Origin of the sequence: Variovorax sp. SRS16 (assembly GCF_901827165.1) — a bacterium.
In the GTDB taxonomy this organism is placed as follows: domain Bacteria; phylum Pseudomonadota; class Gammaproteobacteria; order Burkholderiales; family Burkholderiaceae_C; genus Variovorax.
On sequence record NZ_LR594667.1, the window covers coordinates 198,648 to 222,588 of the forward strand.

Annotated in this window: 23 protein-coding genes; 11 read left to right on the forward strand and 12 right to left on the reverse strand. The window is 62.4% G+C overall.

Annotated features, from left to right (window positions below):
- Positions 1 to 129: 129 nt before the first annotated feature.
- A complete protein-coding gene (locus E5P2_RS28990) occupies positions 130 to 624 on the reverse strand; it encodes a hypothetical protein (protein WP_068677380.1) in 495 nt (164 codons plus the stop codon).
- Positions 625 to 778: 154 nt separating this feature from the next.
- Entirely contained in the window at positions 779 to 1,231 is a 453-nt protein-coding gene (locus tag E5P2_RS28995) for a 4-fold beta flower protein (protein ID WP_083944319.1), read from the reverse strand.
- Positions 1,232 to 1,472: 241 nt separating this feature from the next.
- Between E5P2_RS28995 and E5P2_RS29000 the strand changes: the two genes are divergently transcribed.
- Positions 1,473 to 1,766 carry a hypothetical protein gene (locus tag E5P2_RS29000; RefSeq protein ID WP_068677382.1) on the forward strand — a complete coding sequence of 98 codons (294 nt, stop codon included), beginning with the start codon at positions 1,473 to 1,475 and terminating at the stop codon, positions 1,764 to 1,766.
- Entirely contained in the window at positions 1,763 to 2,014 is a 252-nt protein-coding gene (locus E5P2_RS29005) for a hypothetical protein (RefSeq protein WP_068677384.1), read from the forward strand. Before E5P2_RS29000 ends, E5P2_RS29005 begins: the two co-directional genes overlap by 4 nt.
- Positions 2,015 to 2,113: 99 nt before the next feature.
- Here E5P2_RS29005 and E5P2_RS29010 read toward each other — a convergent pair whose 3' ends face one another.
- Together E5P2_RS29010 and E5P2_RS29015 are read right to left on the reverse strand one after the other, a co-directional pair.
- Positions 2,114 to 2,563, reverse strand: coding sequence for a hypothetical protein (locus E5P2_RS29010; protein WP_146039507.1), 450 nt, complete (start codon positions 2,561 to 2,563; stop codon positions 2,114 to 2,116).
- A gap of 188 nt (positions 2,564 to 2,751) precedes the next feature.
- Positions 2,752 to 3,756, reverse strand: a complete 1,005-nt coding sequence (locus E5P2_RS29015; protein ID WP_068677387.1) for an extracellular catalytic domain type 2 short-chain-length polyhydroxyalkanoate depolymerase — start codon at positions 3,754 to 3,756, stop codon at positions 2,752 to 2,754.
- Positions 3,757 to 4,151: 395 nt separating this feature from the next.
- Here E5P2_RS29015 and E5P2_RS29020 point away from each other — a divergent pair, with 395 nt between their 5' ends.
- Positions 4,152 to 4,865: a hypothetical protein gene (locus E5P2_RS29020; RefSeq protein ID WP_068677389.1), complete on the forward strand. Its 714-nt coding sequence runs from the start codon at positions 4,152 to 4,154 to the stop codon at positions 4,863 to 4,865.
- A 174-nt stretch (positions 4,866 to 5,039) separates the two neighbouring features.
- On the opposite strand, the gene E5P2_RS29025 is transcribed toward E5P2_RS29020, so the two are convergent.
- Both E5P2_RS29025 and E5P2_RS29030 read right to left on the reverse strand, forming a co-directional pair.
- Positions 5,040 to 5,345, reverse strand: a complete 306-nt coding sequence (locus tag E5P2_RS29025) for a hypothetical protein (RefSeq protein WP_068677391.1) — start codon at positions 5,343 to 5,345, stop codon at positions 5,040 to 5,042.
- 204 nt (positions 5,346 to 5,549) lie between these two features.
- On the reverse strand, positions 5,550 to 5,852 hold the full coding sequence (locus E5P2_RS29030) for a hypothetical protein (protein WP_068677393.1): 303 nt from the start codon (positions 5,850 to 5,852) through the stop codon (positions 5,550 to 5,552).
- Positions 5,853 to 6,242: 390 nt separating this feature from the next.
- On the opposite strand from E5P2_RS29030, the gene E5P2_RS29035 reads away from it, so the two are divergent.
- The 4 genes from E5P2_RS29035 (at position 6,243) to E5P2_RS29050 (ending at position 10,257) form a co-directional block, all read left to right on the forward strand.
- Positions 6,243 to 6,704, forward strand: coding sequence for a class I SAM-dependent methyltransferase (locus E5P2_RS29035; RefSeq protein ID WP_068677395.1), 462 nt, complete (start codon positions 6,243 to 6,245; stop codon positions 6,702 to 6,704).
- Positions 6,670 to 8,451 carry a hypothetical protein gene (locus E5P2_RS29040; RefSeq protein ID WP_162577745.1) on the forward strand — a complete coding sequence of 594 codons (1,782 nt, stop codon included), beginning with the start codon at positions 6,670 to 6,672 and terminating at the stop codon, positions 8,449 to 8,451. The genes E5P2_RS29035 and E5P2_RS29040 overlap by 35 nt, the downstream gene beginning before the upstream one ends.
- Positions 8,452 to 8,539: 88 nt before the next feature.
- Positions 8,540 to 9,394, forward strand: coding sequence for a type IV toxin-antitoxin system AbiEi family antitoxin domain-containing protein (locus E5P2_RS29045; protein ID WP_068677399.1), 855 nt, complete (start codon positions 8,540 to 8,542; stop codon positions 9,392 to 9,394).
- 56 nt (positions 9,395 to 9,450) lie between these two features.
- Entirely contained in the window at positions 9,451 to 10,257 is an 807-nt protein-coding gene (locus tag E5P2_RS29050) for a nucleotidyl transferase AbiEii/AbiGii toxin family protein (RefSeq protein ID WP_162571146.1), read from the forward strand.
- A gap of 100 nt (positions 10,258 to 10,357) precedes the next feature.
- Here E5P2_RS29050 and E5P2_RS29055 read toward each other — a convergent pair whose 3' ends face one another.
- Complete coding sequence (locus tag E5P2_RS29055; RefSeq protein WP_068674517.1) at positions 10,358 to 10,981, reverse strand: hypothetical protein; 624 nt, start codon at positions 10,979 to 10,981, stop codon at positions 10,358 to 10,360.
- A gap of 405 nt (positions 10,982 to 11,386) precedes the next feature.
- Between E5P2_RS29055 and E5P2_RS29060 the strand changes: the two genes are divergently transcribed.
- Together E5P2_RS29060 and E5P2_RS29065 are read left to right on the forward strand one after the other, a co-directional pair.
- Positions 11,387 to 11,803: a GNAT family N-acetyltransferase gene (locus E5P2_RS29060; protein ID WP_068674515.1), complete on the forward strand. Its 417-nt coding sequence runs from the start codon at positions 11,387 to 11,389 to the stop codon at positions 11,801 to 11,803.
- A 133-nt stretch (positions 11,804 to 11,936) separates the two neighbouring features.
- Positions 11,937 to 12,635, forward strand: coding sequence for a hypothetical protein (locus E5P2_RS29065; protein WP_068674513.1), 699 nt, complete (start codon positions 11,937 to 11,939; stop codon positions 12,633 to 12,635).
- A 204-nt stretch (positions 12,636 to 12,839) separates the two neighbouring features.
- Here the strand turns inward: E5P2_RS29065 and E5P2_RS29070 are convergent, their stop codons facing one another.
- The 3 genes from E5P2_RS29070 to E5P2_RS29080 form a co-directional block, all read right to left on the reverse strand.
- Positions 12,840 to 13,697, reverse strand: a complete 858-nt coding sequence (locus tag E5P2_RS29070) for a GIY-YIG nuclease family protein (RefSeq protein WP_162570787.1) — start codon at positions 13,695 to 13,697, stop codon at positions 12,840 to 12,842.
- Between the two features lie 81 nt (positions 13,698 to 13,778).
- Positions 13,779 to 18,398, reverse strand: coding sequence for an AAA domain-containing protein (locus E5P2_RS29075; protein WP_068674509.1), 4,620 nt, complete (start codon positions 18,396 to 18,398; stop codon positions 13,779 to 13,781).
- Positions 18,395 to 18,592: a hypothetical protein gene (locus E5P2_RS29080; RefSeq protein WP_068674507.1), complete on the reverse strand. Its 198-nt coding sequence runs from the start codon at positions 18,590 to 18,592 to the stop codon at positions 18,395 to 18,397. The genes E5P2_RS29075 and E5P2_RS29080 overlap by 4 nt, the downstream gene beginning before the upstream one ends.
- A 583-nt stretch (positions 18,593 to 19,175) precedes the next feature.
- Here E5P2_RS29080 and E5P2_RS29085 point away from each other — a divergent pair.
- On the forward strand, positions 19,176 to 20,489 hold the full coding sequence (locus E5P2_RS29085; protein ID WP_162487205.1) for a CysS/YqeB C-terminal domain-containing protein: 1,314 nt from the start codon (positions 19,176 to 19,178) through the stop codon (positions 20,487 to 20,489).
- Positions 20,490 to 20,638: 149 nt separating this feature from the next.
- Here E5P2_RS29085 and E5P2_RS29090 read toward each other — a convergent pair whose 3' ends face one another.
- Together E5P2_RS29090 and E5P2_RS29095 are read right to left on the reverse strand one after the other, a co-directional pair.
- On the reverse strand, positions 20,639 to 21,160 hold the full coding sequence (locus E5P2_RS29090; protein WP_068674505.1) for a hypothetical protein: 522 nt from the start codon (positions 21,158 to 21,160) through the stop codon (positions 20,639 to 20,641).
- Positions 21,150 to 21,455 (reverse strand): hypothetical protein, encoded by a 306-nt coding sequence (locus tag E5P2_RS29095; RefSeq protein ID WP_068674503.1) that lies wholly within the window; start codon positions 21,453 to 21,455, stop codon positions 21,150 to 21,152. Before E5P2_RS29095 ends, E5P2_RS29090 begins: the two co-directional genes overlap by 11 nt.
- A gap of 378 nt (positions 21,456 to 21,833) precedes the next feature.
- Here E5P2_RS29095 and E5P2_RS29100 point away from each other — a divergent pair, with 378 nt between their 5' ends.
- Complete coding sequence (locus tag E5P2_RS29100; protein WP_068674501.1) at positions 21,834 to 23,933, forward strand: class I SAM-dependent methyltransferase; 2,100 nt, start codon at positions 21,834 to 21,836, stop codon at positions 23,931 to 23,933.
- The last annotated feature ends 8 nt before the right edge of the window (positions 23,934 to 23,941 follow it).

Genomic DNA, 23,941 nt, shown 5'->3' on the forward strand with positions numbered 1-23,941 from the left:
CCGCGACCGGAGAACTCGTTCTTCGAGCTCGGCTGCACCAGGGAGACGGTGGGTCCACCTTCAGGACGCTGGCCAAGAAAAAACCCACCGGAAGACACCGGTGGGTTGGAAGTAGGGCTTGAGCGCGAGCTACAGAACCTGTCGAAAGTCGAAGGTCGTCGGGTTGATGGCCTTGAAGGTCGACGCAAGCACTTCAGCCAGGTGGTGGGCCTTGCCTGACAGGTCCGCATAGTCGGTGGCCACGAGGATGCCCTGGAGGACCTCGTCGTTGCGTTCGACCGAAATGCTGCCGCTTCCCATCATGTGGAAAGGGGCGTTGGCGGCGTAGAACGCCTCCTTGCTGTCCTTGTCGGGGAAGACGTCGACCCCGTCCGTGCCGATGGCGATGCTCTGGGTCACCTTGAAGTCGAGGGACGTTTCCGTGTCCTGCGCCTCCGGCTTGGCAAGTACTGTGAGCTGGAATCGCGACATGCTCTCGTTCTCGCGGAACAGCTCAGCAATGCTGAGCGCCAGTTTCGTGAAGCACGCGGCGCGGGGGTACACCACTTCGTTTTGGAGGTTACGGCTGCTCAGCAAGGTCAGGTCTGCCTGGCCCTTGAGCAGCGGAAAGTTGAGGTTGAACATGTGGTTTTTGTCTTTAAGAATGTGGCCTGGCATCCTCTATAGAGAACCGACAGGGGATGGGTTGCCCAACGAGACACCCAGTGTCGCCGAAGACGCCCTGGCCGGGTTGAGTGCGACGGCCGTGTCCTGTGGCGGAGGCCGCCCCTTTGCTGCTTCAGCCAGCGCCGCCGGCGCCCAGCAGGAAACGGCAAGGCGTCTCGCCGAACGTCGATGTAAGCGAAGGTCGGAACGGCGCAAACTCCTTGAAGGCCTTGAAAGGCTTGAACTCTTTGAAGCTTTTGAATGGCTCGAAAGCCGTTGTCTTCAATGCTTCCTTCGTCGCGCAGGAGGCGTAGCCCTCGCTGTCCCAGACCACACCCTTCGTGAACCATCCGAGGTGTTTGCCGTTAAAGCCGTAGACGTGGTAGCCGCCGCCGGTGTCGTTCTTCTCCAGATAGGCGACAGGCTTGCCGCCCCAGAGGTAGATTGTGAGCTCTTCGGCGATTGCGATGTACGCGTCCGCCCTTCCTGAGCCGCTGAAAAGCGCAACTTCCTCATCGTCGGCGTGCGCCGCAGGTGTGACCAATGCCAGGGCAAGAAGGCTGGCGGCAAACAGGGAGTGCTTCATTGGGGCAGGGCTTGTGTTGTTGTGGTTGACCAGATTCTCGCCTCGACGGAAGCCTCGGCGCCGGCGACTCGGCCTGCCGGTCCGCCCGGCGGTCGAAGAAGACGTGCTTTGGGTGAACTTTTCCGCGATTTGCAGCCGGGCGTCACCCTCACCGAGCCTTTGCTGCACGCGGGCAGCATCACGGGCCGCGGGGCATTGGCTATACGTTGCCAGGAAAACTCACGGCCTCGGCCAATCACCCATGCAAATCCATATCACTGAGCACAAGAGCGTTGGCACGCTCGACCCCCGTCCCAACCGTACCGTGCGCGTCTTCGTGGACCGTGACTACCAGTACGGCTACTTCGTGGACGAACACAAGCTGTTCGGCCTGCTCACCCCGGAGCAGCAGCTGGTCTACCTGGCCGGCGGCGAGGCGAAGCTGGATATCGAACCGGCGACCGCTCAGGTCATCATCGACGACGGTACGACGCCCTACGCGAAGCCGCAAGTGGCGGAGCCTATCCCTCCCGAGCTCGCTGATAGGCCGCAATGAAGCGCGCCACGCTGGTCGCGCTCGCGCGGGCCTCCTCACTGCACGAAGTGCAAGACGACGGTTGCCGCCACATCATCACGAACAAGGAAACCGGAGTGGCCGTTGCTGTCTATGAGAACGGCGCGCCCCACCGGGCCGACGTTGACCTGAGCATCACCACGAACATGACGATTCGTGCGAGCGCCGGTGTACTGGACCTGCCGGCAGACAAACAGGGCGCTCCCGCGGCGTTCCAAAGCTCGAGTTAAGAACTCATTCTTCCAACCAGCCCCACCGTGGGCTGGTTTTTCATTGCCTCGATGTACGAAGGCGGGATTTGCGGCTTGGAGCACCGCGGGTGCGCCGGGCTATTCGCCGGGTTCGACTGCCCCTGCCGGCTCCGCAAGCGCCGGGGGCACCAGGCCGTCTCTGGCTTGGTGGCCGTCGTCCCCAAACAGCTCCGCCATCCGGCGCTCGAGTCGAAACCGCTCAAAGTCCTGGATGTCCTGGGCCTTGCCATCAGCACGCGGCCGGCGGGAGGGGCTGACTTTCATGAAGAAGTGCAACAGGCCGCTCGTGGGCTGCTGCTGCGCTGCTTCGATGAGCTCGGACCTGGTGAAGAGCCAGATGCGGGGTGTCGACATGTCGACGAGCGCAACGAGCTGCGCCGGCGTGGTCGACGGGACCCACCAGTCGAGCAACAAGGCCCCCTTGCCCCCGCCAGGCTTGGCCGCAAACACGGTCTTCACCTGGACGGTGGCGGGCTGTGCCGAAGCAGACGAATAGGTGACCAGGTCAATGCCCGTGTCGGTGCTCATGGGAGCAGATTCGACGCCTCGAGCAAGGAGTTCGTACTGGACCAGGAGCTCGCCGCATCTTCCAATCTGCGCTGTCGAAAGTTTCATGACCGTCCACGCTGTTGACCGCGCATTCTGCCAATCCCGGGAGTTCGGCAAAAGAAAACACGCTCCACGGGCAGGCCAGGGAGCGTGTGAAGAAGGAATCGTTATGCCAACCAAGGGCTCAAGTGCGAAGCGTCAAGCACGTCGCGAAGAGCGCCGTTGGAGGAAACCTGTTTTCCGGTGAGCCGGTCGACCATTCCGAGGATGGCGCATTGCTGGCGTCCTTGTCGCGTGCAGTAGGCCTGGTCGAGCATCCCGAACCAGTCCCAGCTTCCCTTGGGGTTGAACAGGAAGGGGCTCATCGTCGGGTACGCCTGAGGGTACAGGACGATGATGTCGTTCGCTTCCGCCCACTCGTTGTAGCCAGCATGCGTGGCGAACAGCTCTCCCAACTTGTACTCGGACTGCTCGCAACCGTGGAGGGCGACATGCAGCTTGCAGCGCTTACCGCGCAGGGCAGCGGTTGGGTAGTAGACCAGCCCGGTCTCGCCCATTCCGTACAGCGTCGGATGTCGCAAGAACTCGTTCTGGCTGAATCGCGCCAGGAGGCCTTGAGGCGTCGTTCGCGACCTCAAGGGCCCGTACAGGTGCTTGAGCATCTGGCCAGCCGCATCGAAGCCGACGTTGCTGATGTACGACTCCCGATAGGGCGACAGTGCCTTCGCGTCGAAGGAATCCGTGGGCATCGTGTGCGCGCACGGCACATTGTTTACGTAACGAACATTTCCCTTGGCGGTGAACCGCTCGCAGAATTCCACCAGGCCGTCGGTCGGACCCTGAAGGACCGTCTGGTCTTCGGTGCCGCGGAACACCCAAATCCGGGCGTCTACCAGGTTCTCGAGGTCGGCGATGGCGCCGACCGTTTCGAGGTACCGCGCCTTTGAAGCCAGGCGAGCCACGTCGAGCTCGGGTCCGCCGCGCATGCCCGCAGAGAGTGCCCCGTACAGAGAGCCGTTCGAGCAGAGGAACGGACCGCCGGCGATAGAGCCCATCCCGGAAAACACGTCGCTGTAGGCGACCAGCAACTGATGGGCCATGTACGCGCCGGCGGACAAACCGGAAACCGTTACTTTAGAGACATCGACAGCCGCTTTGGAAAGCTTGTCCATATTCGTATACCTTTGATTTAGTCCTTCGAGGTATAGGAATCGGGAGCTCGGGCCTAGCCGTTGGCGAAAAGCGGGGCCGGAGGCGTTAACTGGGAACGTCGCTCGCGGCGTCGCAGGTGAGTACTCGACGGAGAAGCTCACCGTCAAGAACATGACCGCCAGTGCGGCTGGCACGGTCGAAGACCGGGGCAAGCGAGTTGCCCACAAGGGGGGCCGGAATCGATAGGTTCTGGACACCGCTCGTTCACGGCGGGCTGCCCGAAGAGTTAGCCAGCGCCGCCCAGGGGGTGGGAACCGTCCTCCGGATGCGGCGCGCAAGCTAGGAGGGTCTGTGTGTACAAAAGTAAGCAGGCTGCACTATAGTTCACGACCACAACGACGAAATGATTTAAGCCGTGATTCATCTAAAGGTTCGCTTGCCCACTTTCGCGCTGCTTCTGTTTGCATCCGTCCTGGTCACGAGCGCGCGCGCCGACGACGAGGTAACTGCTTCCGACGTCGCCGACTCTCGAGAGGTGTTCACGCGCATCGGCAAAGCGTACCTAGTAGCCAAGGACAACGGGTACATGACGAAGGCGGCCTTATTTTTCAATTTGCGGCTCGCTCGATTCACGCCCCGGCCGACCACCAAGTGCAGCCCCGAATGCAAGGATGCTATTGCGCTGCCGGCGCGCCGTGAGTTCGTTGTAGAAGCGGTGGTGGCACCCGATGACGAACGTAAAGACGTGAGGCTCACGTGCCGCGCAAACAGCATGTTCTGCCACTACCGGGTGCGCTTCACTGACGGGCAGGTCGCCTATGTGGAGGTGCACACTTTCGAGGAGTCCGTGAGCCCCTCCACGGCCATCGCATTGGACATGCCCGGCTTGTACTCAATACGCCCGAAGGTGGCGACCGCCGCGTCGCGCAAACACCAGGTGGAGCTCGACAGGCACTTCCGCAAGATTGGCATTAAGCCGGGGTTCACAATGGCTGAGGTGCTGCGCAGCGACTGGGGCAAACCTGAATTCAAGACGTCGGGCAACGGGCGAACCGCGGTCTGGGCGTACCGGACCCGGATGGTGTCCTTCATTGATGGTGTTGTTCACGAAATCAAACCCCTGGATTAGGCGTTCGTCGGCCGCCGCCGTTAACCCCGCTTCAGTCAGCCCCTTGTGGGCTGGCTTTCCTTTGCGGGCGGGCGCCGTCATCATCTTGCGAGTGCCTTGCTGTCGCACAAATGAAACGAGCCCCACAAGAGGGGCTCGTCTGCATCAGGACCTGCCTGCGCCAGCGCTTTTGCGCTAATGAGGGTGTGGCTCCTGCACGGCGGGGTGCTTCAGCCCGTGGGCAATTTCCAAGGCAGTGATGCCCGCGAGCAGTTCCATCAGCCCGAAGGCGGCGACGCTGCCCATCAGGCCGAGCTGCGGGGTGTGCCAGGCCCACATGATGAGTGGACTGAGAATCGCGCCTTGCGCGAGGCAGTCCGTGATGCCCCAGAAACTGCCGAATCGAATCTGGGCCGGCGGCAGGACGCTGCGTAAGATGCGGCCAACCTTGCCGGCCCATGCCGGCGTGTGCGCTCCACGTCGTGCCAGCCTTGCCTGCAACGCTTCCTTGATGGGCTCGCCCCGCCAAGTGAACCCCGACTTTCACGGCAACGTAGACGGACAACACGGCGTGGAGGTCGATGACAGCGGTGGTGTCCGCCAAGTTGTTACAGGCCAGCAGACCCTTGGCCACGCCCACGACACCTGCGCTGTGCGCACACTCGGCCATGAGGGTGGCGGCGTTCCAGAGGGTAATACGGGAGCTCACTTTTCATCTCCTTGGGTAGCGTCATGGTTGACGGCCGTCTTGCGCGGCGGGCCCTCGAGACGCGCCTCGAGGCGCGGCGGCACCACCGGCTCGACGTGCTTTTCGATGTGCGCCGGCGGCGGGGCGGTGTTCGGCTCGTGGCCACCGGCATGGCCGCCGCCGTGACCACCGCCGAAGATAGTTCCGATAGCCAGGCCCGCCAGAACGACAACGCTCTGGACGGCGCGCGCGACGGCGCGGTTTCTCAGTGCCAGGCCGAGGACTCGGCCTGCGAAGCGGAGGACTTGAGGATTGGGCATGGTGGCAATCTCCAGTTGGGTGGTGCGTGCTGGAGAGAGCCTAAACAGCTTTTCGGAAGCTCGATAGCCTTTAGTGGGTTCGCCCGACCAACCTAAAACTACACGCTGTCCCGCTGTGCCACCTAAAACGATTTGGCGTGTCGCGACAGCGTGAGGCCCCGGGCGGGAAGAGGCGCTGCAGGGAGTGGTTATCCAGGCAAACCCTTAGACGGCGGGTTCCGGAGGAGGCGTCGCGAACGAGCGCGAGCCAGGCGCTTTGGATGCGCGGGCCGGATTGTGCCACACGAACTCCCCCGCAAGCGCGTTCGCCGGAGAACTTTCGTTATCAGAAAACCAGTTCTCTCGGCAGAATGTGCCGCTTGGACCTGACATCCGTGGAAGGAGATTGCGATGGCGACGCGCAAAGCGAAGACCGGCAAGGTTTCGGCCGGCGCCGGAGAGTGCGGGGGTGACGTGAAGGCGCAGGCGGCGGGCAAGGTGAAAGAGGACGTCACAGACAATTGGAGGCGCCTGCTTATCGACCACATCGTCTTTGGCCTCCTCTCGTACGACATCCAAGGTAGGCGCGAGGGCACCTCGATTCACGGCGCGATGAAGCGCTGGCGCCGGCTTTGCGAAGAGGGGCTTCGGTTCGGCCGGGGTCCAGACGAGATATGGCCGACGCGCTTCTGGTTGGGGACGCAAACCGACGTCGTCTTGGACCTTGGTTGCGGAGACGCGTTTCTGGGGACGCGGCTGACCCAGGCAGGGCACGTCGAGTACATCGGCATCGACTCCTCCGCCGAATGCTTGAAATCCGTCCAGCTGACGAAGCACAATGACGGTGACGGTTCACAACCTGGAGGGCGATGACCCGCTGGCCCCTATTGGGCATCTGCGACAGCGCCCACAGTTCATTTTGGCCGTCCGACTCTTTGACCACATCAAGGACCCGGCAAAACTCTTGGCTGAGATTGGACAGCGCTACGAACCTGGCAGGTCCGCGTCGATGCTGGTTGTGACGAGTAACTTGCGCTATTTCCGTAAAACGGGGCACCCCCCTGACTTCGGAGAGCAGCCGCAGGTAGGGGGGCTTACTGAATGCCGAGACGGCCAGCAGCGCTTTCTGAGGTCCCGCACGGAGATGCGCAGGCTGTTTCGTGACGCAGGGTTTCTTATTTACGACGAGGCATCGCCCTTGCTTCCCGCCGGCGCGCAGGACCTGGACGGCTTCACTTGGCGAGAAGGTGACCATGCGGTGGCACCGTTTCACGTCTGGCTACTTGGTATCCACAGCACGCGCCGAGAGCCGGCCAATGCAACCCAGATTGAGAAATGGCTGAGCGAACTGACGTCAGAACGCGACGCGCACGGTACGGCCCACCTGCTCCTGGAGGCCATCAAGGAGAACCTTGACGGTGTTCACTGGCGCACGATTCCTGCAGATTCGCCACTCATTTACAAGCACAACACCGGAGGTCAGGTCTTCATCGTGCGCACCGGCAGGTTGGGTGCATACATGCCTGGCACCGAACCCGGGGCCGTCCGGAGGGTGGCAAAGTCGAAGGGGACGGCGGCAGAGGCGGAACTACCGCAACCTCCCGCCCCGCCCCCTCCACCGCGACAGCCCAGGGTCGTCTTAGACCCGAACGAGGCCTTTGGCGAGCTCGAAATTTTCGACCACGAGACGGAGCACGACCGACGTTTCGTCTCATCGGTGTATGGCATGCCTTTGGACAGGCGTGTACCTCTGTCGGATGTACTCGTGCTGCCCCAAGAGACGGTCCAAATACTAATGAAGCTTCCTAAAGTGCTGGGCAATCCCATGCTCGTTGACCTGCGGACGAAAAGCCTGGAGTCGTCGTTGCGCTATGAGGCACCCTACGTTGGCACGTCCAAGCTCTCGTTTCAAATCGCTGGTGCCCCCCACCCGCGTGTAGTTGAGCCGGTCAACGTCAGCATGGTTGCATCCCTCCTGGCCTTGGCCCTGGAAGCAGACCGCGAGAAGGCGCTTTACGCGCTTGATGGACGGCGCGTCATCTACATCGACCGCATTCACGAGGCGCCGTCGCGGCTCTTCCAGCGATTTCCGGGTCGGGATGTCCGGGCCGCCATCAATGGCGCACTCGAGTACCTGCAGGCAGCAGGTGTGCTTGGCCTCATGCGGCCGGTCCCGCTAATGGCGACTCCAAAGGAGAGGGAGGAGCGCTATGCGCGGCTACGCGAAGTAGCCAAAGAACGAAACGTGCACAGTGCGCTGGCCACAATCGAAAAGTCCGCGCCTGCCAGCGCCGCGGTCTTCGAACGGTTTCTGAAGAACCCGTTCTATTGCCTGATTATCGTCGAGGCCGATATGTCGCTTCGCAAGTTCGTGCTGGAGCCGACCGAGGAGCTTTTCACAGATACGAACGCTTCAATCGTAGCGAAGGGGAAGCCGAGCCCTGAGTCGTTGGCGTTCTGGCACGACGAAATGGTCAAGGTCAGCATGGACTTTTGGAGAACGCGCATCGAGGCGGATGCCTGGTGGTACGACAGTCTGGGCACCCCGCTCGCCGTGGGCCGCCAAACCGCCCCGCACCATGAACCGTTGGTCTCCAGCACTCCTGAGCCAATGCGGTGACGGTCGAGGCCTAAGGCCTTGCGGTGGGAGGCAGAATGTTAAATCGTTTGCGAAAAGCGCCTTAGTACGGTACTATTCGCATAAAATCATGAGACCCATCTCGCCCCTGTCTCAGCCAGACACTCGCCGTGCAGGTCTCGAGCCTGCCCTGCGCAAAATCCAGGCCCAGGCTCGTTACCTCGTGCGTGCCGACGAGTTGGCCAAGCTCACGGGCCGGGAGCCAGGTGGCGATGCGATGAAATCGGCGCTTCGGCGTGTCGCTCAACAAGGCCTCGTCACCCTGGCTACGAAGCGTCCTTCGACATGGCTCATCGTTCCGCCCGAGCACAGCCATTTTGGGGCGCCTCCGGTCGAGTGGTGGCTGGACGACTATTTGAAGGATGTCGAGCCACACTACTACCTTGCGTTGCTGTCGGCCGCCAGGCATTGGGGCTCCGCGCACTATGCGCTGCAAGCCACCCAAGTGATGGTTAGCCGGCCGCGGCGCGCCCAAACCATAGGCCGCCTGCGCCTGGACTTCACCGTGAAGAAGTCCATAGACAAGACACCGGTCGACTACGTCACCACGCCGGTGGCGCGTCTACGGGTCAGTACCCGCGAAGCGACGCTCCTGGACCTGGTTCGACATCAGTCCCAGGTTGGTGGCATCGAGTCGGTCGCTCGAATCGCCAAGGACCTCGCGCCGTCATTGAAATCCGATGCGCTCTTGCAAACCCTGGACGCGCTCGACCAGGTGCCGGCAGTTCAGCGCCTTGGCTTCGTCCTCGATACGCTCAAGTTAGGGGAGCAAAGCCATGTCCTCAAGAGCTGGTTGACTGGACGGCACCGGGCGTCGCAGCCCCTGGAACCAGCCAAGGTTGCGCCGTCGGGCGTGTTGCACGATTCAACGTGGGGCGTGGAGCACACCCTGCATCAAAGAAACAGTATTTCGGAGCTCGCTTGATACCCCTGAAGGAAATTGTGCCTTGGCGCTCCAAGGCACCATGGAGCGACGACTTGATGGTGGAGCAGGACTACCTGCTCAGCCAAGCCGTAGGCGCAATCTTCGCGGACGAGAAGCTGCGAAAGCAACTCGCCATGCGCGGCGGCACCGTTCTTCACAAAGGACACCTGGCTCCGGCGAGTCGATATTCGGAGGACATCGACCTTGTGCTCACGGCGAAACGGTCAAGGAGTGGCATCTCTGCGGACATTGCCACGGCGCTCAAGCCGCTGCTGGGCGAGCCCTCGGAGGTTGTTCGCACAACGGTAACGCTGGCAGTTCGGAACTTCCTCTCCAAGTCGGAAATTGCACGGGTCACCTACGTCTATGGGCCAACAAGCCTGTTGGCCGCCCAGGCCAAGCTAAAAATCGAGGTGAATCTGAACGAGCAGACGAGCCTGTACCCGCTGACCACCGTGCCTATCGAGATGCCGTTGGCAGGAGGCGGCGTCGGTTCGGTACTCGTCCCCTCGTACGACCTCGACGAGATGCTGGGGACGAAGCTGCGCGCATTACTGCAACGCGAGCACGGCCGCGACCTTTACGACCTTTGGTGGGCCTGGACCGCATCGCAGGCGCAAGGCGCCGTCGCCCGAGTGCAGCCAGCCCGCGTAGCGGAAGCGTTCCGCTACTACATGGCCCAGGAGGGAAGCACATTCACCGCGGATGACGTCAAGTCTGAATTGCTGCGGCGAATGGGTTCAAAGAAGTTTCTCAATGATATGGCGGACTACCTGCCGGTTGGTGCGACGTACAACCCGCAGGTTGCCTGCAGCGAGTTCTTGGACGTGTTTTTGCCCCACCTTACGGCGAAATCCCGTTGAGCGCGGCCGACTCCGTCAGAGCAAGAGTTCGCAGCCGCGAAAGCACTCGCGTGGCCGAGCGGAGCCGTTCAGGTGGCGACGGCGGTTTCCGCAGTTGCCGTTAATCCGGTTGCTGTGCCCAAGCAGGTGGCGCCGTGGATGCCAGCGCGGACAGAAGGGCGGGTCGTTTGAAGGGAATGCCGAAGTCTGCTTCCAGCCGTTTCATCAGGTCAGGGGAAAGTCGCCCTCGGTAGTCGCTCTCCTGGGCGTTGCCCATGATGAGCATCATCGGGCTGGCAGCCTTGATGTTGAGCCGCATGCCCAACTGCTGACTCCACAGCATCACCGCCTCGAAGCCCCCTTCTACGACGAACATGAGTAGCATTGGCGGGGGCGCGTGCGTACGGTCCTGAAGCTTATGCAACTGCACCCACGAAGCGCGGACATCGACCGGGCTTTTGGCGCCCTTGGCCACCGCGAGGAGCGCTTCTGCAAAGTCCTTGCACTCCATGGACTCGGGCTTGCCGCCCAGGGCCCTGAAGTGCAACGTTACCTGGTCGACAGCGTCGTTGGCGAAGCGAACCTTGACCCGCTCACCACAGTTGTTGAACTCCTCGAAGAAATGCGCCAAGCCGACGAAGTCGACCTGGTTGTAGTTCACGTAGGGCGGAGGTCTTAGCCCCTTCTCTACCTGAGAGAAGTCGGGGGTCACCCAAAGTCCGAGAATCCGTTTGAACGTGGCCATGCCAGAAGCTCCAATGGGCCCGAGGTTTTGCCGCGGGTACACGCAGGGAACGGCCGCCTTGTCGGCCCGCAGCGATTCGTATCCTGAAGAACGGTTCTACCTCGCCATTCGTCATCGGTACAGAGACAAAGCGCAAGAAATAAGACGCATGCGTCTTGTCGAAGGCGAAAGCGCTGCCTCACCAGCAGTAGTCCGTGCACCCGACCTTCGTCGGTTGGGTGTCGCTGGCCAATATACCGTCGGGATTGAGATAAAAAAACCAATTCCACTTGGCATTCTGGTTTTCTGGGCGTATATGCCCAGCGGAATGCAGGTGGTGCTTCGGAGGCCATGACGCCCGGACTTGGCGAGCCCCTAGCCCAGCTCGTCTCTACACCTGGAAGGCCACTCTCAAGGAAGCTCAACATGATTCAAACACGCGTTCTTCGCACAAGCGAGCAGAAGCACCAAGTCTTCGCCGGACAGCTCAAGGAGATGGAGACCAGCCTGGTCTACTTCGACCCGTACACCGCCCGGCATCGCTCGTTCATCGCTGCGATGGACGGAGAGCAAGTCATCGGCCTGGCCGCACTGAAGGAGGAGTCGACGCGCATTCCCGGCGCGATGACCATCACCTTCGTTAGTGTTCGTGAGGACCGACGCAACCAGGGCGTTGCCAAACTCCTCGTCGACGCGCTCTTCGACTTCGCGGAAGCCGAAGGCAAAGCGCTGGCCAACACGCAGTACGAAGAGGAGGGGCTGCTGTACCTGAAACCCGCTCTCGAGGCAGCAGCGTCCAGGCGTCCGCACGTCGGGTTTCACGAGTTCCCAGTCGCTCATTGACACAGTCTGTTCGCAGCTCCTCCGGGGGCTGCTTTTTTTCTGGCCGCGTGGTCGCGCGCCTCGAAAACGTGCCGCTGGCGAGGTGCCGGGCTTCGAAGCTGCTAGGCTCCGCTGCCAACAAGAGGGGTCGACGATGGTGAAGATGAAGACGAAGGTCAAGGCTTGGGAGCAGGCGATGGTCCGCGGCTTGGCGCTCGCCTTGTTTGCAGGGGGCGCGGGTGCAGAGAACTACTCTTTTGACGGGGTCCGGCTCGAGGTTCCCATCCCACCTGGCTTCTGTAAGCTCGAGGAGCACGGGCCCGACGCGGTGCTTCGTAAGGGAATCGCTCCGACACTCGGCCCGGAGCTGCGGCTGCTGTTTGCGGTCGTCGATTGCCCAAGCCTGCCAACCTTGCGGAAGGACCCGGGCTATGACGGTGACGTGTCCTTCGGCATGGTTGCTCTCATGCAGAAGGACGGAAAACCAGCTCCGATGAAGAACACAGTCAGGGACCTGGCCGTGGGGCAAGCGGGCAAGGCTCCTGAGCGCGAGCGTGTTCGCAGTCAGGTCGAAGCGTGGATGCGAATGTCGGGGCACCCCAATGTCACCGAGCGCAAGGAGCTCGGGATAGCCGACGTCGACCGCAACGGGATTTACGGACTCGCGACCGTCAAGGCCCGCGGGCGTACGAATCCGGCGCTCCTCGTACAGACGCAATCGATGACCGTCGTGAATGGGATGGGCGTTGTCGTAACCATCACCGAGCCCGTCGGGCCGCGGACGACCGTTGCCGGCATCCTGGCAGAACAGAAGCGTAACTTGGCCGCGTTGGTGTCTGCTAACGGCCCCTGAGTGGCTGCCTGACACCGCCGCCGTCGAAGGAGGTCGCACCCGAGCGCCAGAGCTCGTCAACAGTCGGGCGGAAAGAAGTTTTTCGTTCAATCGCCATATGGCTGCTCGGACGAGGGAGGCTGCAGCCTCAGCGCTTCAATGAACGCCGCGTCGTCTACCCTCGACACCGGGCATTGAGCGGCCGCCACCGGCCCCGCGGGTGCGCTAGGTCACTTGGCGGACGACGCTGTCGAGGTCCTTCCCCGCTTTGTTCTTCCAAGTCTTCCAGCCGTTCATGTTGTTGCCAACCACGATTGCAGCGGCAGCGCTCGGCGTCGGAAACGGATAGGTCTGCGTGAAAATCAAATGCTCGCCCTCCTGCTTGAGCACTCCAGCTGCTTCCAACTTTTGGCGCTTCACGTGAAAGCTCTTGTCTTTGAAACTGTCGGTGACGCTCAGACGGGCCTTTGAGCCCTTCAAAACAACCAGCCCTTCAGCTGTGTAATGGCCGCGAGCGTCAGTGCCTGCTGCATTGCAATAGTAGAGCTCGAGGTTGGTTTTGCTCTCAACAGCCCCCGGCTTCTCAAACAGGAAAAAGCCGAGGGTGCTCATGAGGGTCTCCCCCGTATCGAACAGCTCGTCGCACTCAGACTCGAGCGGCTTTGAGGTATTCAGCTTGTTGCCGTTGGTGTCGTTCTCAATGACGCAACGGCCCGCCTCCTTGGCTTTTTGAATGCAAAGTCGCTCCAGATAGAGCGAATGCGTCGTCGTCAGGCTCTCCGCACGACTGAGCAGGACCACGACGCGCTGCCAGAAATCCTTCTTCTTCTGGTGCTCGACCAAGCGTTTCTTGAGGTCGGTTGTCTGGCCGATGTAGACGAGGGGCTTTGCGGCCTCCTCCGCGTCTCCGAATAGGAAGTACACCGCGCCACCGGCGGCCTCGGGCATCGCCAGGAACTCCTTCAAAAGAGCGCGCGGCACGTCGATGACTCTCACGATGCGCGTGGTGATTTCCGCTTGGCGAATTCCTTGGGGGTCTCCAGAAGGGAGGAATATCTGAATTGTCTTGGCGCGGGAGGACATCGGGTTCTTCTTGTGAGTTGACGGCGCGAACTCCTAGCTCGCACCAAAAAAGACGGGCAGTATCCGGCAAATCCTGACAGGTTAGATTTCCGATGTGGATTGCTCGACTTGCTTTCCGGACCCGAGGGATTCCGCCTCTGATGTCGCGGCGGCAATCGCATCCTCAACCGCTTGGGCTGCCGGGTCCGATTCCGAAGCCTCCTCGAGCTCAGGCAAGCGCCACTCCCGATACTCGACCAGCGAAGGCGCACGCTCCAGAGCGCCCAGAGGCTCGATGCCCATCGCCTTCAGGCGAGCAAGCAGCTCCTCGACGACCTCGTCTCTCCGCAGCGACCAGGTCGAAGCGAAGCAGCGCCAGAACGTCCAGCCGGCTCGCTCGAGCACGCGCTGGCGGCCCATGTCGGCCTGCCAACGGTCGGGCCCGTGGAACTCGTCCCCGTCACATTCGATGGCCAGGCGAGCATCGTCAGCGCCTTCGACCACCATGTCGATGCGGAAGGAGCCTGCCTTCACCTGCGGCACCACGCGATAGCCGCGGCTGTAGAGCTCGGTGTAGACCTGTTTCTCGAAGCCAGATTCGCACAGCTCGATGAGCGACTTGGCCTGGTCGTCCTTGAACTCCTCCATCGGCCGGCTGAAGTGCTCCAGGAGCCCACGGCGCAGGTCCAGGTGCGACAGGTCTGACATCTGAACCGAGCGCACCAGGTACATCCGGTCTCGTGCACGGCTTGCCGCTACGTTGAACCGCTGCTCGGAACTGTTGCCGGAGAGCGCCTTCGAGCGCTGCGGGTCAGCGACCATCGAGAGGAACATGATGTCGCGTTCGCTGCCCTGGAAAAGGCGGGCGTCGCCCACGTCGAACCGCCGGCGGATGAGTTCCTTGGCATCTAGGCGCTGACGCACCAAAGTATCAATTCTCTTGGCCTGTTCGGGGCCCAGGAGTGACACGACCCCGATGGTCCGGCCGGCAAGCTGTGGGTTGGCGACGATGGCCTCGATTTCCGCCAGGATGCACTGCGCTTCCAGGCTGTTCTCGTCCTTCACGCCGCGCATGCCGCCGGGCACGAAGATGTCCACAAGCGGAGGGTCGATGCGCTCAGAGGCCTTCGGAATGCGCAGGGGCTGGATGCCGTCGTAGAACCTGTCGCTGTAGGCAATGATGGCCGGCACGCAGCGGAAGTGTTCCCGCAGCATCACCTTCTGGGCCGCGAAGACGGTTGAGGCGATGTCGTAGAGCGACTTCTCCGGCGTCAGCACGGTCGCGTACGGCTGCTCGCTCAGGAACCGGTCACGCAGTTCCTGAATTCGAACGGCCGAGACGAAGCTGCCGTCGGGCGAGACCTGCTTATCGTCTCCGACCACCAGAATCTTCTTGCCGCGCAGCACCGCGGGCAGCGCCCACAGGTCCGACTGGCTTGCCTCGTCGACGATGACGAGGTCGAAGGCGCCAAGCTGCGCCGGGAGGCTCTCGGACACCTTGGCGTGGCTCATCACCCAGCAGGGGATGGCGCCCTGCGCGTCCAGCATCGCTTTCTGCGCGTCGCGACGGTGCCGCGTCGCATTCGGGCCGGTGCCCATGCCGATACGGCGGACCGCTGTCCGGTAGGTCTCCAGTGCCGCCAGCACTCTTGGCGAAGCTCCGAGCTTGGTTGAGAGCCAGGCGGATTTGGACACGACGCTCTCGTAGAGCCGGGCGAGGCCTGCCTCCAGGTCTCGCCGGCGCGCCGCGAGTGTGCGCAGCTCTTCGCGCGATTCGATGGCATCCAGATGGGCGCGGACACGCGACCACGTCCAGGCCTCGCGCCAGCTGACTGGCAGGACAGGGTCATCTCCAGACGCGTCGACCACCGAAGTTCTGATTCGCACAGCAAGCTTGGCGGCGCCGGCGCGCTCCAACCTGTCCGCCACGTCGTTCACCAGCGCCAGGTCATGGCCGAGGCCTTCCACTCGGCGCACGTCACTCACGAGCTCCGCGTATCGTGCCGTGGCCCGTTCAACAGGGATGGCTGTGTTGCCTAGCTCATTCGCAACGAAGGCGCGCAGGGCGTCGGAGACCGGACCGGTCGTTCCCGCAAGCTTCTCCTGCAGCGTCACCAGGGTCGTGGCTGCCTTGGCCAACTCGAGACGGGTCAGATGACTGCGCAGATGGCGCTGCATCTCTTCGAGCTGGGAGGACAAGCCACGCAGCAGCATCTTTGGAGGGTTCGCAAAAACGCGTTCTCCAAGAGCCGGCAACTGCGCGTCGAACTGCATGGCTAGCGTGTGTGCCTTCCTGGCAATGCCCGTGACCAGCTCAACGCGCCGCAGCCCGACCACGCCACCCTTGAGCTCAGGCAAGGAGAGAAGGTCGGCGACCTCGTTCCACCGCACGCCGAACGAAAGAACTTGTTCGTGGAGCGCCAGGTAGCGGTGCACGTGCTTCCAGTGGTCGACGGAGGCAGGCGCCAGGCCGCTTACCCGGATGGCATTCACGAGCTCCTTGATGTCGCTGCCGCCGAAGCTCATGAGACCAAAGGGTTTGCCGGTTTCCGCAGCGCGCTGCACGGCTTCGCGCACCTTCGGCTGCGCCAGCGCCTGCTCAGGCACCTCCACCGGCGTCTTCAGGAACTGGGCGCGCGCTGCAATCAGCTGCTCGATGTTGGCAAAGAGTGCCTCGAAGGCGGCCCGTTCGCTCGCAAAGGTCGCCTGGCCACACTTCTTGCGCAGCTCCAGGGTCCACAGCTCGCCGGATTCCTCGAGCTCGAAAGCGAGTTGCCGTGCCTCCTCGACCTTTGCCAGCAGGCGACGGGCGTCATCCAATACCTCAGGGGTCATGGCGCGCAACGCCAGCAGGCCTCCATTGGCTTCTGCAGCCTCGATTTCGCGCAAGCTGACCAGCGCGTCGTGCAGCTGGGCCACCTCTGCAGCTGGCAACAAGGCGTTGCTCGAAGGGATGCGGGCGAGGGCGTAGTCCAAGTCTTGGCCAAGCCGGCGACGGGCTTCACGGGTCTGGGCGGCCAGCGCTGCGTCCATGGGCGGCGCATGCGCGGCATCGAGCGACAGCGCGTCATCGAACCATGCGTGCTTCTCCTGGCCCGAGATGACCAGCTCTGCCATCTTTTGCGCGCGCATCTGCACCCCGTCGACCTCGATGTCCGAGAGCTGTGCCATCGCAATCGCGTCCACCCGTCGGTCGATGGTCGCGAGCTCCTCGTGCGCGCGGTCGATGCCGCTGCGCTCGGTGCGAATCTGCTCGTTCACCACCTCGGGGTTGAGCTGCGAGACGTTGTGGATGATGGCCTCGATGGAGCCCTGAAACTGGCGCATGCCTTCGCGGTCACCGGAGAGGAGCGCCACGGTCAGCGGCCGGACGGTCTCCGGAATCTTGGACTGCAGCACCTCGAGCGCCTGCTCGCCTTTGGAGGTCACCAGCACCTTACGCCCCGTGGCCAGGTAGTGGCAAACGATGTTGGCGATGGTGTGAGTCTTGCCCGTCCCGGGCGGGCCTTGCACGGCGACACCACTCGAGCGTTCGAGCTGCTCGACGATGGTGACCTGCTCGTGGTTGTAGGGCAGGGGGAAGAAGAGCTCCTGCACCTGGTTGCGGCCGCCGTAGTTGCCTGAAACACCGGAGAGCCCGCGGAACGCGACCGGCACGTGCGTGGCCAGTTGGTCCGATGGTGGCGTGACCAGCGAGAGTGGCCCGAGAGGAATCTCGACGCCGGGCGTGAGGCGCGCCTTCAGGCGCTCGATGTCCTCTTCCAGGTAGTTGACGGACTTCGGGCGGGACAAAAGAACCCATGCGTCGGTGACCACCAGGTCCTCGCCAGGCTTCGGGAAGGCCTCTGCTCCAGGCTCGTAGCGCCCCTTGTCATGCAGGTTGCCGGCGATGAGCTTGAGCAGGTGCTCGTAGCTGCCCGAATCAAAGGGGCTCACTGGGCGGTCTGCGCTCTTCTCCAATGCCGCGCGAGCGGCCTTCTCGACCTCGGGCGCGCTGAGCAGCTGGCAGGCAGCGAACGCATCGAACGAGAACTGCGGGCCGACGGCGCGCGGGCGCAGCTCAAGCGCTAGCGTGCGGTCATCCATCCCGACCTCGAGAGCCTGAGTGATGAGCGGGTACTGGAAATCGACGACCGATGTCGTGCCGCGCTCAGTGTAATTCAGCTTCCAGGCTGACACGCCCACGCCCCAGACGAGCTCATGGGGCTTGGCGGTCTCCTCGGCCTCCAGCTGATGCTTGATGGCAAAGAGGTCGCCGTAGAGCGCGATGGTCTTGCGGCGGGGCTTCTCGCCGGTGGCCCAGGCTGTCCACAGCTGGGTGTACGCCCCAAGGGCTTCTTCGAGCCGGGTACGTGCTTCGGCGACAAAGACGACCCGCTCCTCGGCGAGCATGGCTTGGGTCGCAGCTGTCATCCGATGCTCAAACGCGACCTCGTCGATGCTCGGGCGGGCGCCCGTGGGCTCGCGGTGCGCGACGATGAGGGGCTTCCACTCGTCGTTCGGCAGCGCCGGCGGCGGGTGCGCTTCAAGGCGCGCCACCTTCAGCCACACATGGTCGCCGTCACCGGCCAGGTCGAAGTCAACACCGGGCAGGCCTTGGAGGTCGGGCTTTGCCTTCTGGAAGCCGCCCTGGCCAGAGAGCTGGAAGGCCGTGGGGTCGACGGTCTTCGCTTGCTCGAGCACGTAGTCGAGCAGCTTCTTCATCAGGTCGGGCGCGTTCATTGGGCACCTGCTTTCTCGAGCTCGCGCGCGGCCGGCGGGTTGGCGCTCAGGCCGTGGGTCCGGCAGTAGTCGAAAAGAAGTTTTTCGAGGAGGTTCGTCTGGCTGCGCTGCTCGTGAGCTGCGGCTCGCTCGAGGAGGAACTTGAACTCAGGCGTCACTCTGAAACTAATCGAGACGTTCTTCTCTGCGGCCATTTGGCTCCTCTTTGCTTTTATCGGCTGTATAGAGGTTCACCATACAAGACTTCGCTGTGTTGCCGACTGCTTGCGGCTCAATGAACTGGTGCACCTGTGAAGTTGTTTGCACCATCGCTTGCTGTGACGGGCAGGACAGGGCAGATGGGCGGCTCAGCCCTCGGACGAACGGCCGTGCAACGCCGCCGACGAGTTCAAAGGACAGGTTCAAAAAGCTGAAAAGGGCCACTTCTATGTTGTGTGGTCCAGACTTTCCAGCCGACGTCCCGCGGCAGGGCGGCCAAGGTGTTCCCTCGGGATGAAACCTACGCAGCCATTGGCCCATGGATGATGCCGGAGTACGCGTTCTCGAGCGCCTGTGCCAAAGCTGAAATCATGAGACAGTGCCGCCGTGCCATGGCTGTGTATGCGACGCGGCAGGCTAAACTGATACGCTATAGGCTACGTTTTAAAGGTAGAATTCAAAGATGACGGTTTTAAGCAAGCTAAGCATTTCCAAGGCGGTTGTCCGCCATGCTGCGCTTGCACGATGTCTGTGCGCGAATCACGTCAACCGATTCCCGCAGCCATCGAACGAACCATCATGCATCTCAAAGATTCCCTCTCGGGCGCGCTGAAGCGCGTCGAACCCACCGACGTTTCAATCTACGCTTGCGGCATCACGCCGTACTCGTCCGCGCATGTCGGTCACGCACGCACCTATGTCGTCTTCGACCTCCTGAAGCGCGTCCTCACGGCGCAGGGTCACCGTGTGCGCCTGGTGCGCAACATCACAGACATTGACGACAAAATCATCAACACGGCCAAGACGGCCGGCGTTGCCTGGCACGAGCTCTCGGACAAGTACGCCGAGGAGAACCGCCAGCTGATGCGCGCCACCGGGCTGGATGTTCCGGAGGAGCCGAAGGCGAGCGAGTACCTGGCCGACATGTTCTGGCTCATGAAGCAGCTCATCGGCCTGGGGCTGGCCTACGTGGCGAGCACGGGTGACGTGCTCTACCGGGTGAGCGCCTATGACGGTGCACTGTTGATGCCCCACAAGGAAGGCGCACTTCGCTCGGAGCAAGGCGCCACGCGGGTGAGTACTGACGGCAAGGAGGACCTGCGGGACTTTGCGCTGTGGAAAACCACTTCTCGGGATGAGCCTGGCTTCGAATCGCCCTGGGGCTGGGGCCGCCCGGGCTGGCACATCGAGTGCTCCGCAATGATTCGCGCGCTCTTTGGCGGCAGCGTGACCATCCACGGAGGCGGCGTCGACCTCAAGTTCCCGCACCACCAGGCGGAGATGATGCAGTCGGAGCCGGTGTTCGGCCGGCCCCTGGCCGAAATCTGGATGCACAACGGCTCGGTCCTGTCCGATGGTCGCAAGATGAGCAAGAGCGAGGGCAACTTCGTCACTTGGCAGGCGGCCCTCGACTCCGCGGAGGCGTTGGCGCCGGGCCTGGGCGGGCAGCTGCTGAGCTTCGCGCTGGTGCAGGCTCACTGGCAGAAGCCGCTGGACTGGAATGACAAGCTTCTGGCGTCCACCCATGCGGACGTGCTGCAGCTCACCCAGGATTTGGCTGGCGTTGTGCCTGGGACAGCGGATGCTCTCATTGAGGTTCTGGCGGACAACCTGAATGCACCTGCCGGCAGCTTTTGGCTGAAGCAGGAGCTCAAGGGCGGCACACCTGCGCGATTGGCGGCCGGTCTGCACTTCTTCGGTATCGACGTCGATGCCTGGGCCCGCCTGCCCCGTTCGGCCGCGGTGAGCTTGAGCCACACGGACATCGACGACCTGCAGTCGCAGCGACAGCAGGCCCGGGCTGCCAAGAACTGGGCGCTCGCCGACGAAATCCGCCAGCGGTTGAATGCCCATGGCGTTGCCGTCAGCGACGCGCCCGTCGCGCAGCTGTAGTCCGACTCGGCTCGAAATTCCATCCCCAAGGACGCCTTGTGCCGCGAGAACGATGGCAAGCCTGCACCTTGCGAGGAGGCATTTTGGGCAGCTGACGGCCGAAAACAAAATGCCCTGCATCGCAGGGCTTCCTCCGACTCTGGCAAGGACTACTGGTCGGAATGCCCGCGGGCCTTTGCTGCATGCGAGCTCGCGTGCCACAGGCTTTCGAACACTTCGTAGGCCACGATGAGTCCCAGAAGCTCATGCATGCCCAGCACGGCAGCGCATGCCGTCGGGCCCAGCTGAGAGGCATGCCACAGCCACATCGCGAGCGGCGCCAGCATGACCCCGTTCGCCACTGCATCGACCAGGCCAAGCCAAGAGCTCAGGCGGAGCTGCGCTTTGGGCAGGAGCCGACGAACGCACGCACCGAAGGTGCGGGCCCACCTAGGCTGCTCGTTTCCGTAGCGGGCCAGCACATACGCTTTCGCGGGGGCCCCAAACAAATGCACCGAAAGCTTGGCCGCGACGTAGATGGCGGCCAGGGCGTTCGGGTCGGTGAAGACCGATACCGCGTCGGCCAGGTTCTGCGCCGCCAACAGGCCGCGGGCCACCGCGAACACGCCCGCGCTGTGAGCGGCTTGCGTGCCCAGCAGAAGGAAACCCCAGAGTGTCAGTTTAGTGCTCACTTTCGGCTCCTTGCATGATGTGTGCTGTGGTGGCAGCGCGAGGCTTGTTGAACTCGGCTTCGAGCAGATGAGGTGCAAAACGCTCCTCGTGCTCGCGCTTTTGGATGGGCGCCGGCGGCTGGGTAGGTTCTGGCTCGTGGCCGCCTCCGTGGGTATCGCCGTGGGTTCCGCTGAAAAAGGCACCAAGGGATAAGCCGAGCGACACGGCGACGGCGGTTGCCAGCCGACGCACAGCAGGTTCCTTCAGGCAGGCGGTCGCGACGGCGGTGATGACCTGGACGATGGGGCTGAACACGACAATCTCCGGTTGGGTTTTAGATGACCCAATCATCCGGATTGAAACGGGAAAGTCTTTAGGGTACTTTGCGTTGACTCTAAAACGTTCCCTGAACTCGCCGCCCGGGCTACTGAGCCACCGCGCAGCACGGTCCGAAAACCGTCGTCAGGGCGTTTCAGGGGGCCGAAAGACGAGGGCCGGGAAAACCCCAGTGCCTTGTCATCGGGTCGGGGCCCCTCGTCGCAGTGCTCGGCTCAGCGGACCGTCGTATTCGGCGGAATTCTGCCATGCGTGCGGGCGTGGGGGTAACGTCCAGGCGTGGAACCTTCATATCAAGAACGCGTTTTTTGGGCAGAATTCTCCGCTTCGGGGAATCCTCCTCGACGGAGGACAGGCATGGCAGCGCAAGACGCAGAGGATGTCGATGGTGCCGACCAGGGCCGGGAGGTCCGAGACGCTGGCGACGCAACCGATGAGCTTCGCCGAGAACTGGTCGACCCAATCGTGCAAGGTCTGTTGTGCTACGACCCCACGGGAAGCCGAGATGTCACCTCCATCCAGGCGGCGCTACAGAGGTGGGAGGGGCTTTGCGACCAGGCGACAAGCGCTGAGTTGACGCCAGAGAAGATGTGGACCTACAAGGATTGGCCCTCCAACAAGCGTCACGACAGAGTGCTGGACCTCGGGTGTGGCGATGCAGTCATCGGCCACAAACTGATGAATGCGCCGAATGTCGCCGCCTACGTCGGCGTGGATAAGGAATCGGAACGGCTCAAGGCTGCGCAGCCCTCCAAGTTCATGCAGGTTCTCGTCAGGAACCTCGAGGAAGACGACCCCTTCGGATTCATAGACACGAAGGAGATGCCGAACATCATCCTGGCAATTCGGCTTTTCGACCACATCGCTGACCCGGCTAAGCTTTTGCTCGCACTCGGGCAGCTGTTCGAACCGGGCCGGGAAGGAATCATGTTGGTGGCGACGAGCAACAGGCGCTATTTCAAGAAGGACCTGGGTCCCGAAGACTTCAGCACTGAAAAGCAGGATGAGCCCTCCTTGACCGAGTGCCGGGATGGGCTCCATCGGCATTTGCGGTCCCGAACGGCGATGAGACGACACTTCCGAGACGCAGGCTTTCACGTCTTCGACGAGGCCTCACCCCTCCTTCCGGCGAGCATCGACCGTCTCAAGGGTTTCACAAAGCGCAACGGAGACCACGCGGTAGCGCCATTCCACATCTGGTTGCTTGGGATATACAGCACACGGCGCATTCAGGCCTCACGCAAGGACATCGACAAGTGGGTTGCAGAGCTCGCGGCCGCGCGTAGAAGTCTCGGGCCAGAGGAAAACCCCGGTCCGGCCCACTTGCTGCTGAGCGCCATCAGCGACGATATCCTCCCTGGTGTGCATTGGCGCACGGTTGCCGTCAACCATCCGATAGCCTACAAGCACAACACGGCCGGCCAGGTCTTCATTGTTGAGAGTGGACGATTCGGAGCCTACCTTCCTGGTACTGAGCCATCCCCGGCCCTCACCGTCAGTGCGGAGCCTCGAGTGGTCTTCGACCCCAACGAGGTGTTTGGCGAGCTCGAGGTGTTCAACCAGGACAGGGAGCATGACCGACGCTACGTGGCTTCGGTCTATGCCATGCCGGGCGAAGACAAGGCTGCCAAGTTCTACAACGTGTTGGTCCTTCCTGTGAAGCCGACGGTGCAGGCCTTGATGGGGGTGGCCACGGTGCTCGGCAACCCCATGCTGCAGGATTTGCGCACGAAGAGTTTGGAGTCGAATTTGCGCTATCACGCCCAATACAACGGCGTGGAGCGCTTCAGCTTTACCTCCCCGACCGGGGTGACCACGACTGTAAGGCCGGCATTCGTCATCGTGGTGGCATCGCTGCTCGCGTTGGCTCTTGAAGCGGACAGGGAAAAAGGGCTGTACTCGCTCGATGGACGGCGGGTGGTCTATATCGACCGAATCGACCTGGCAGCGGAACGGCTGCTGCGCCGGTCAGGATTCAAGGACGCGAATGCCATCAACGGAGCTCTGAAGTATCTCCAGGCCGCGGGCATTATCGGGGTATTGAGGCCTGTGCCTGACGTCGCAGCCGAACGGGTGGCAGCAGCGGCGCGGCTGGAGCTTGCGGCGAGCGAGCTGTACGGCGTTCGAAAGGCCACGGCTAACGTTCCTGGCAGCAAGGAGGTGTTCGACGGATTCATCAGGAACAGCTATATATGCATGGTGCTGGTGGAGCGCGAGATGGCGCTGCGCAAGTTTCTCCTGGAGCCCACTCAGGCGCTATTCGATGAGACAACGAGGGGAATAGCGGCCCAGGACCCCGCCAGCGCGGAGACGCAGGAGTACTGGCGGGCGGAAATGGACAAGGTGAGCATGCAGTTCTGGAAGCGGCGCATTGAGGTCGGTGCATGGGCTTACGACAGTCTCGGGTTCCCGTTGTCGAAGTTCGCGGGAGCGAAGCGGCCGGCCAGAGTGCAATGACCCACGGA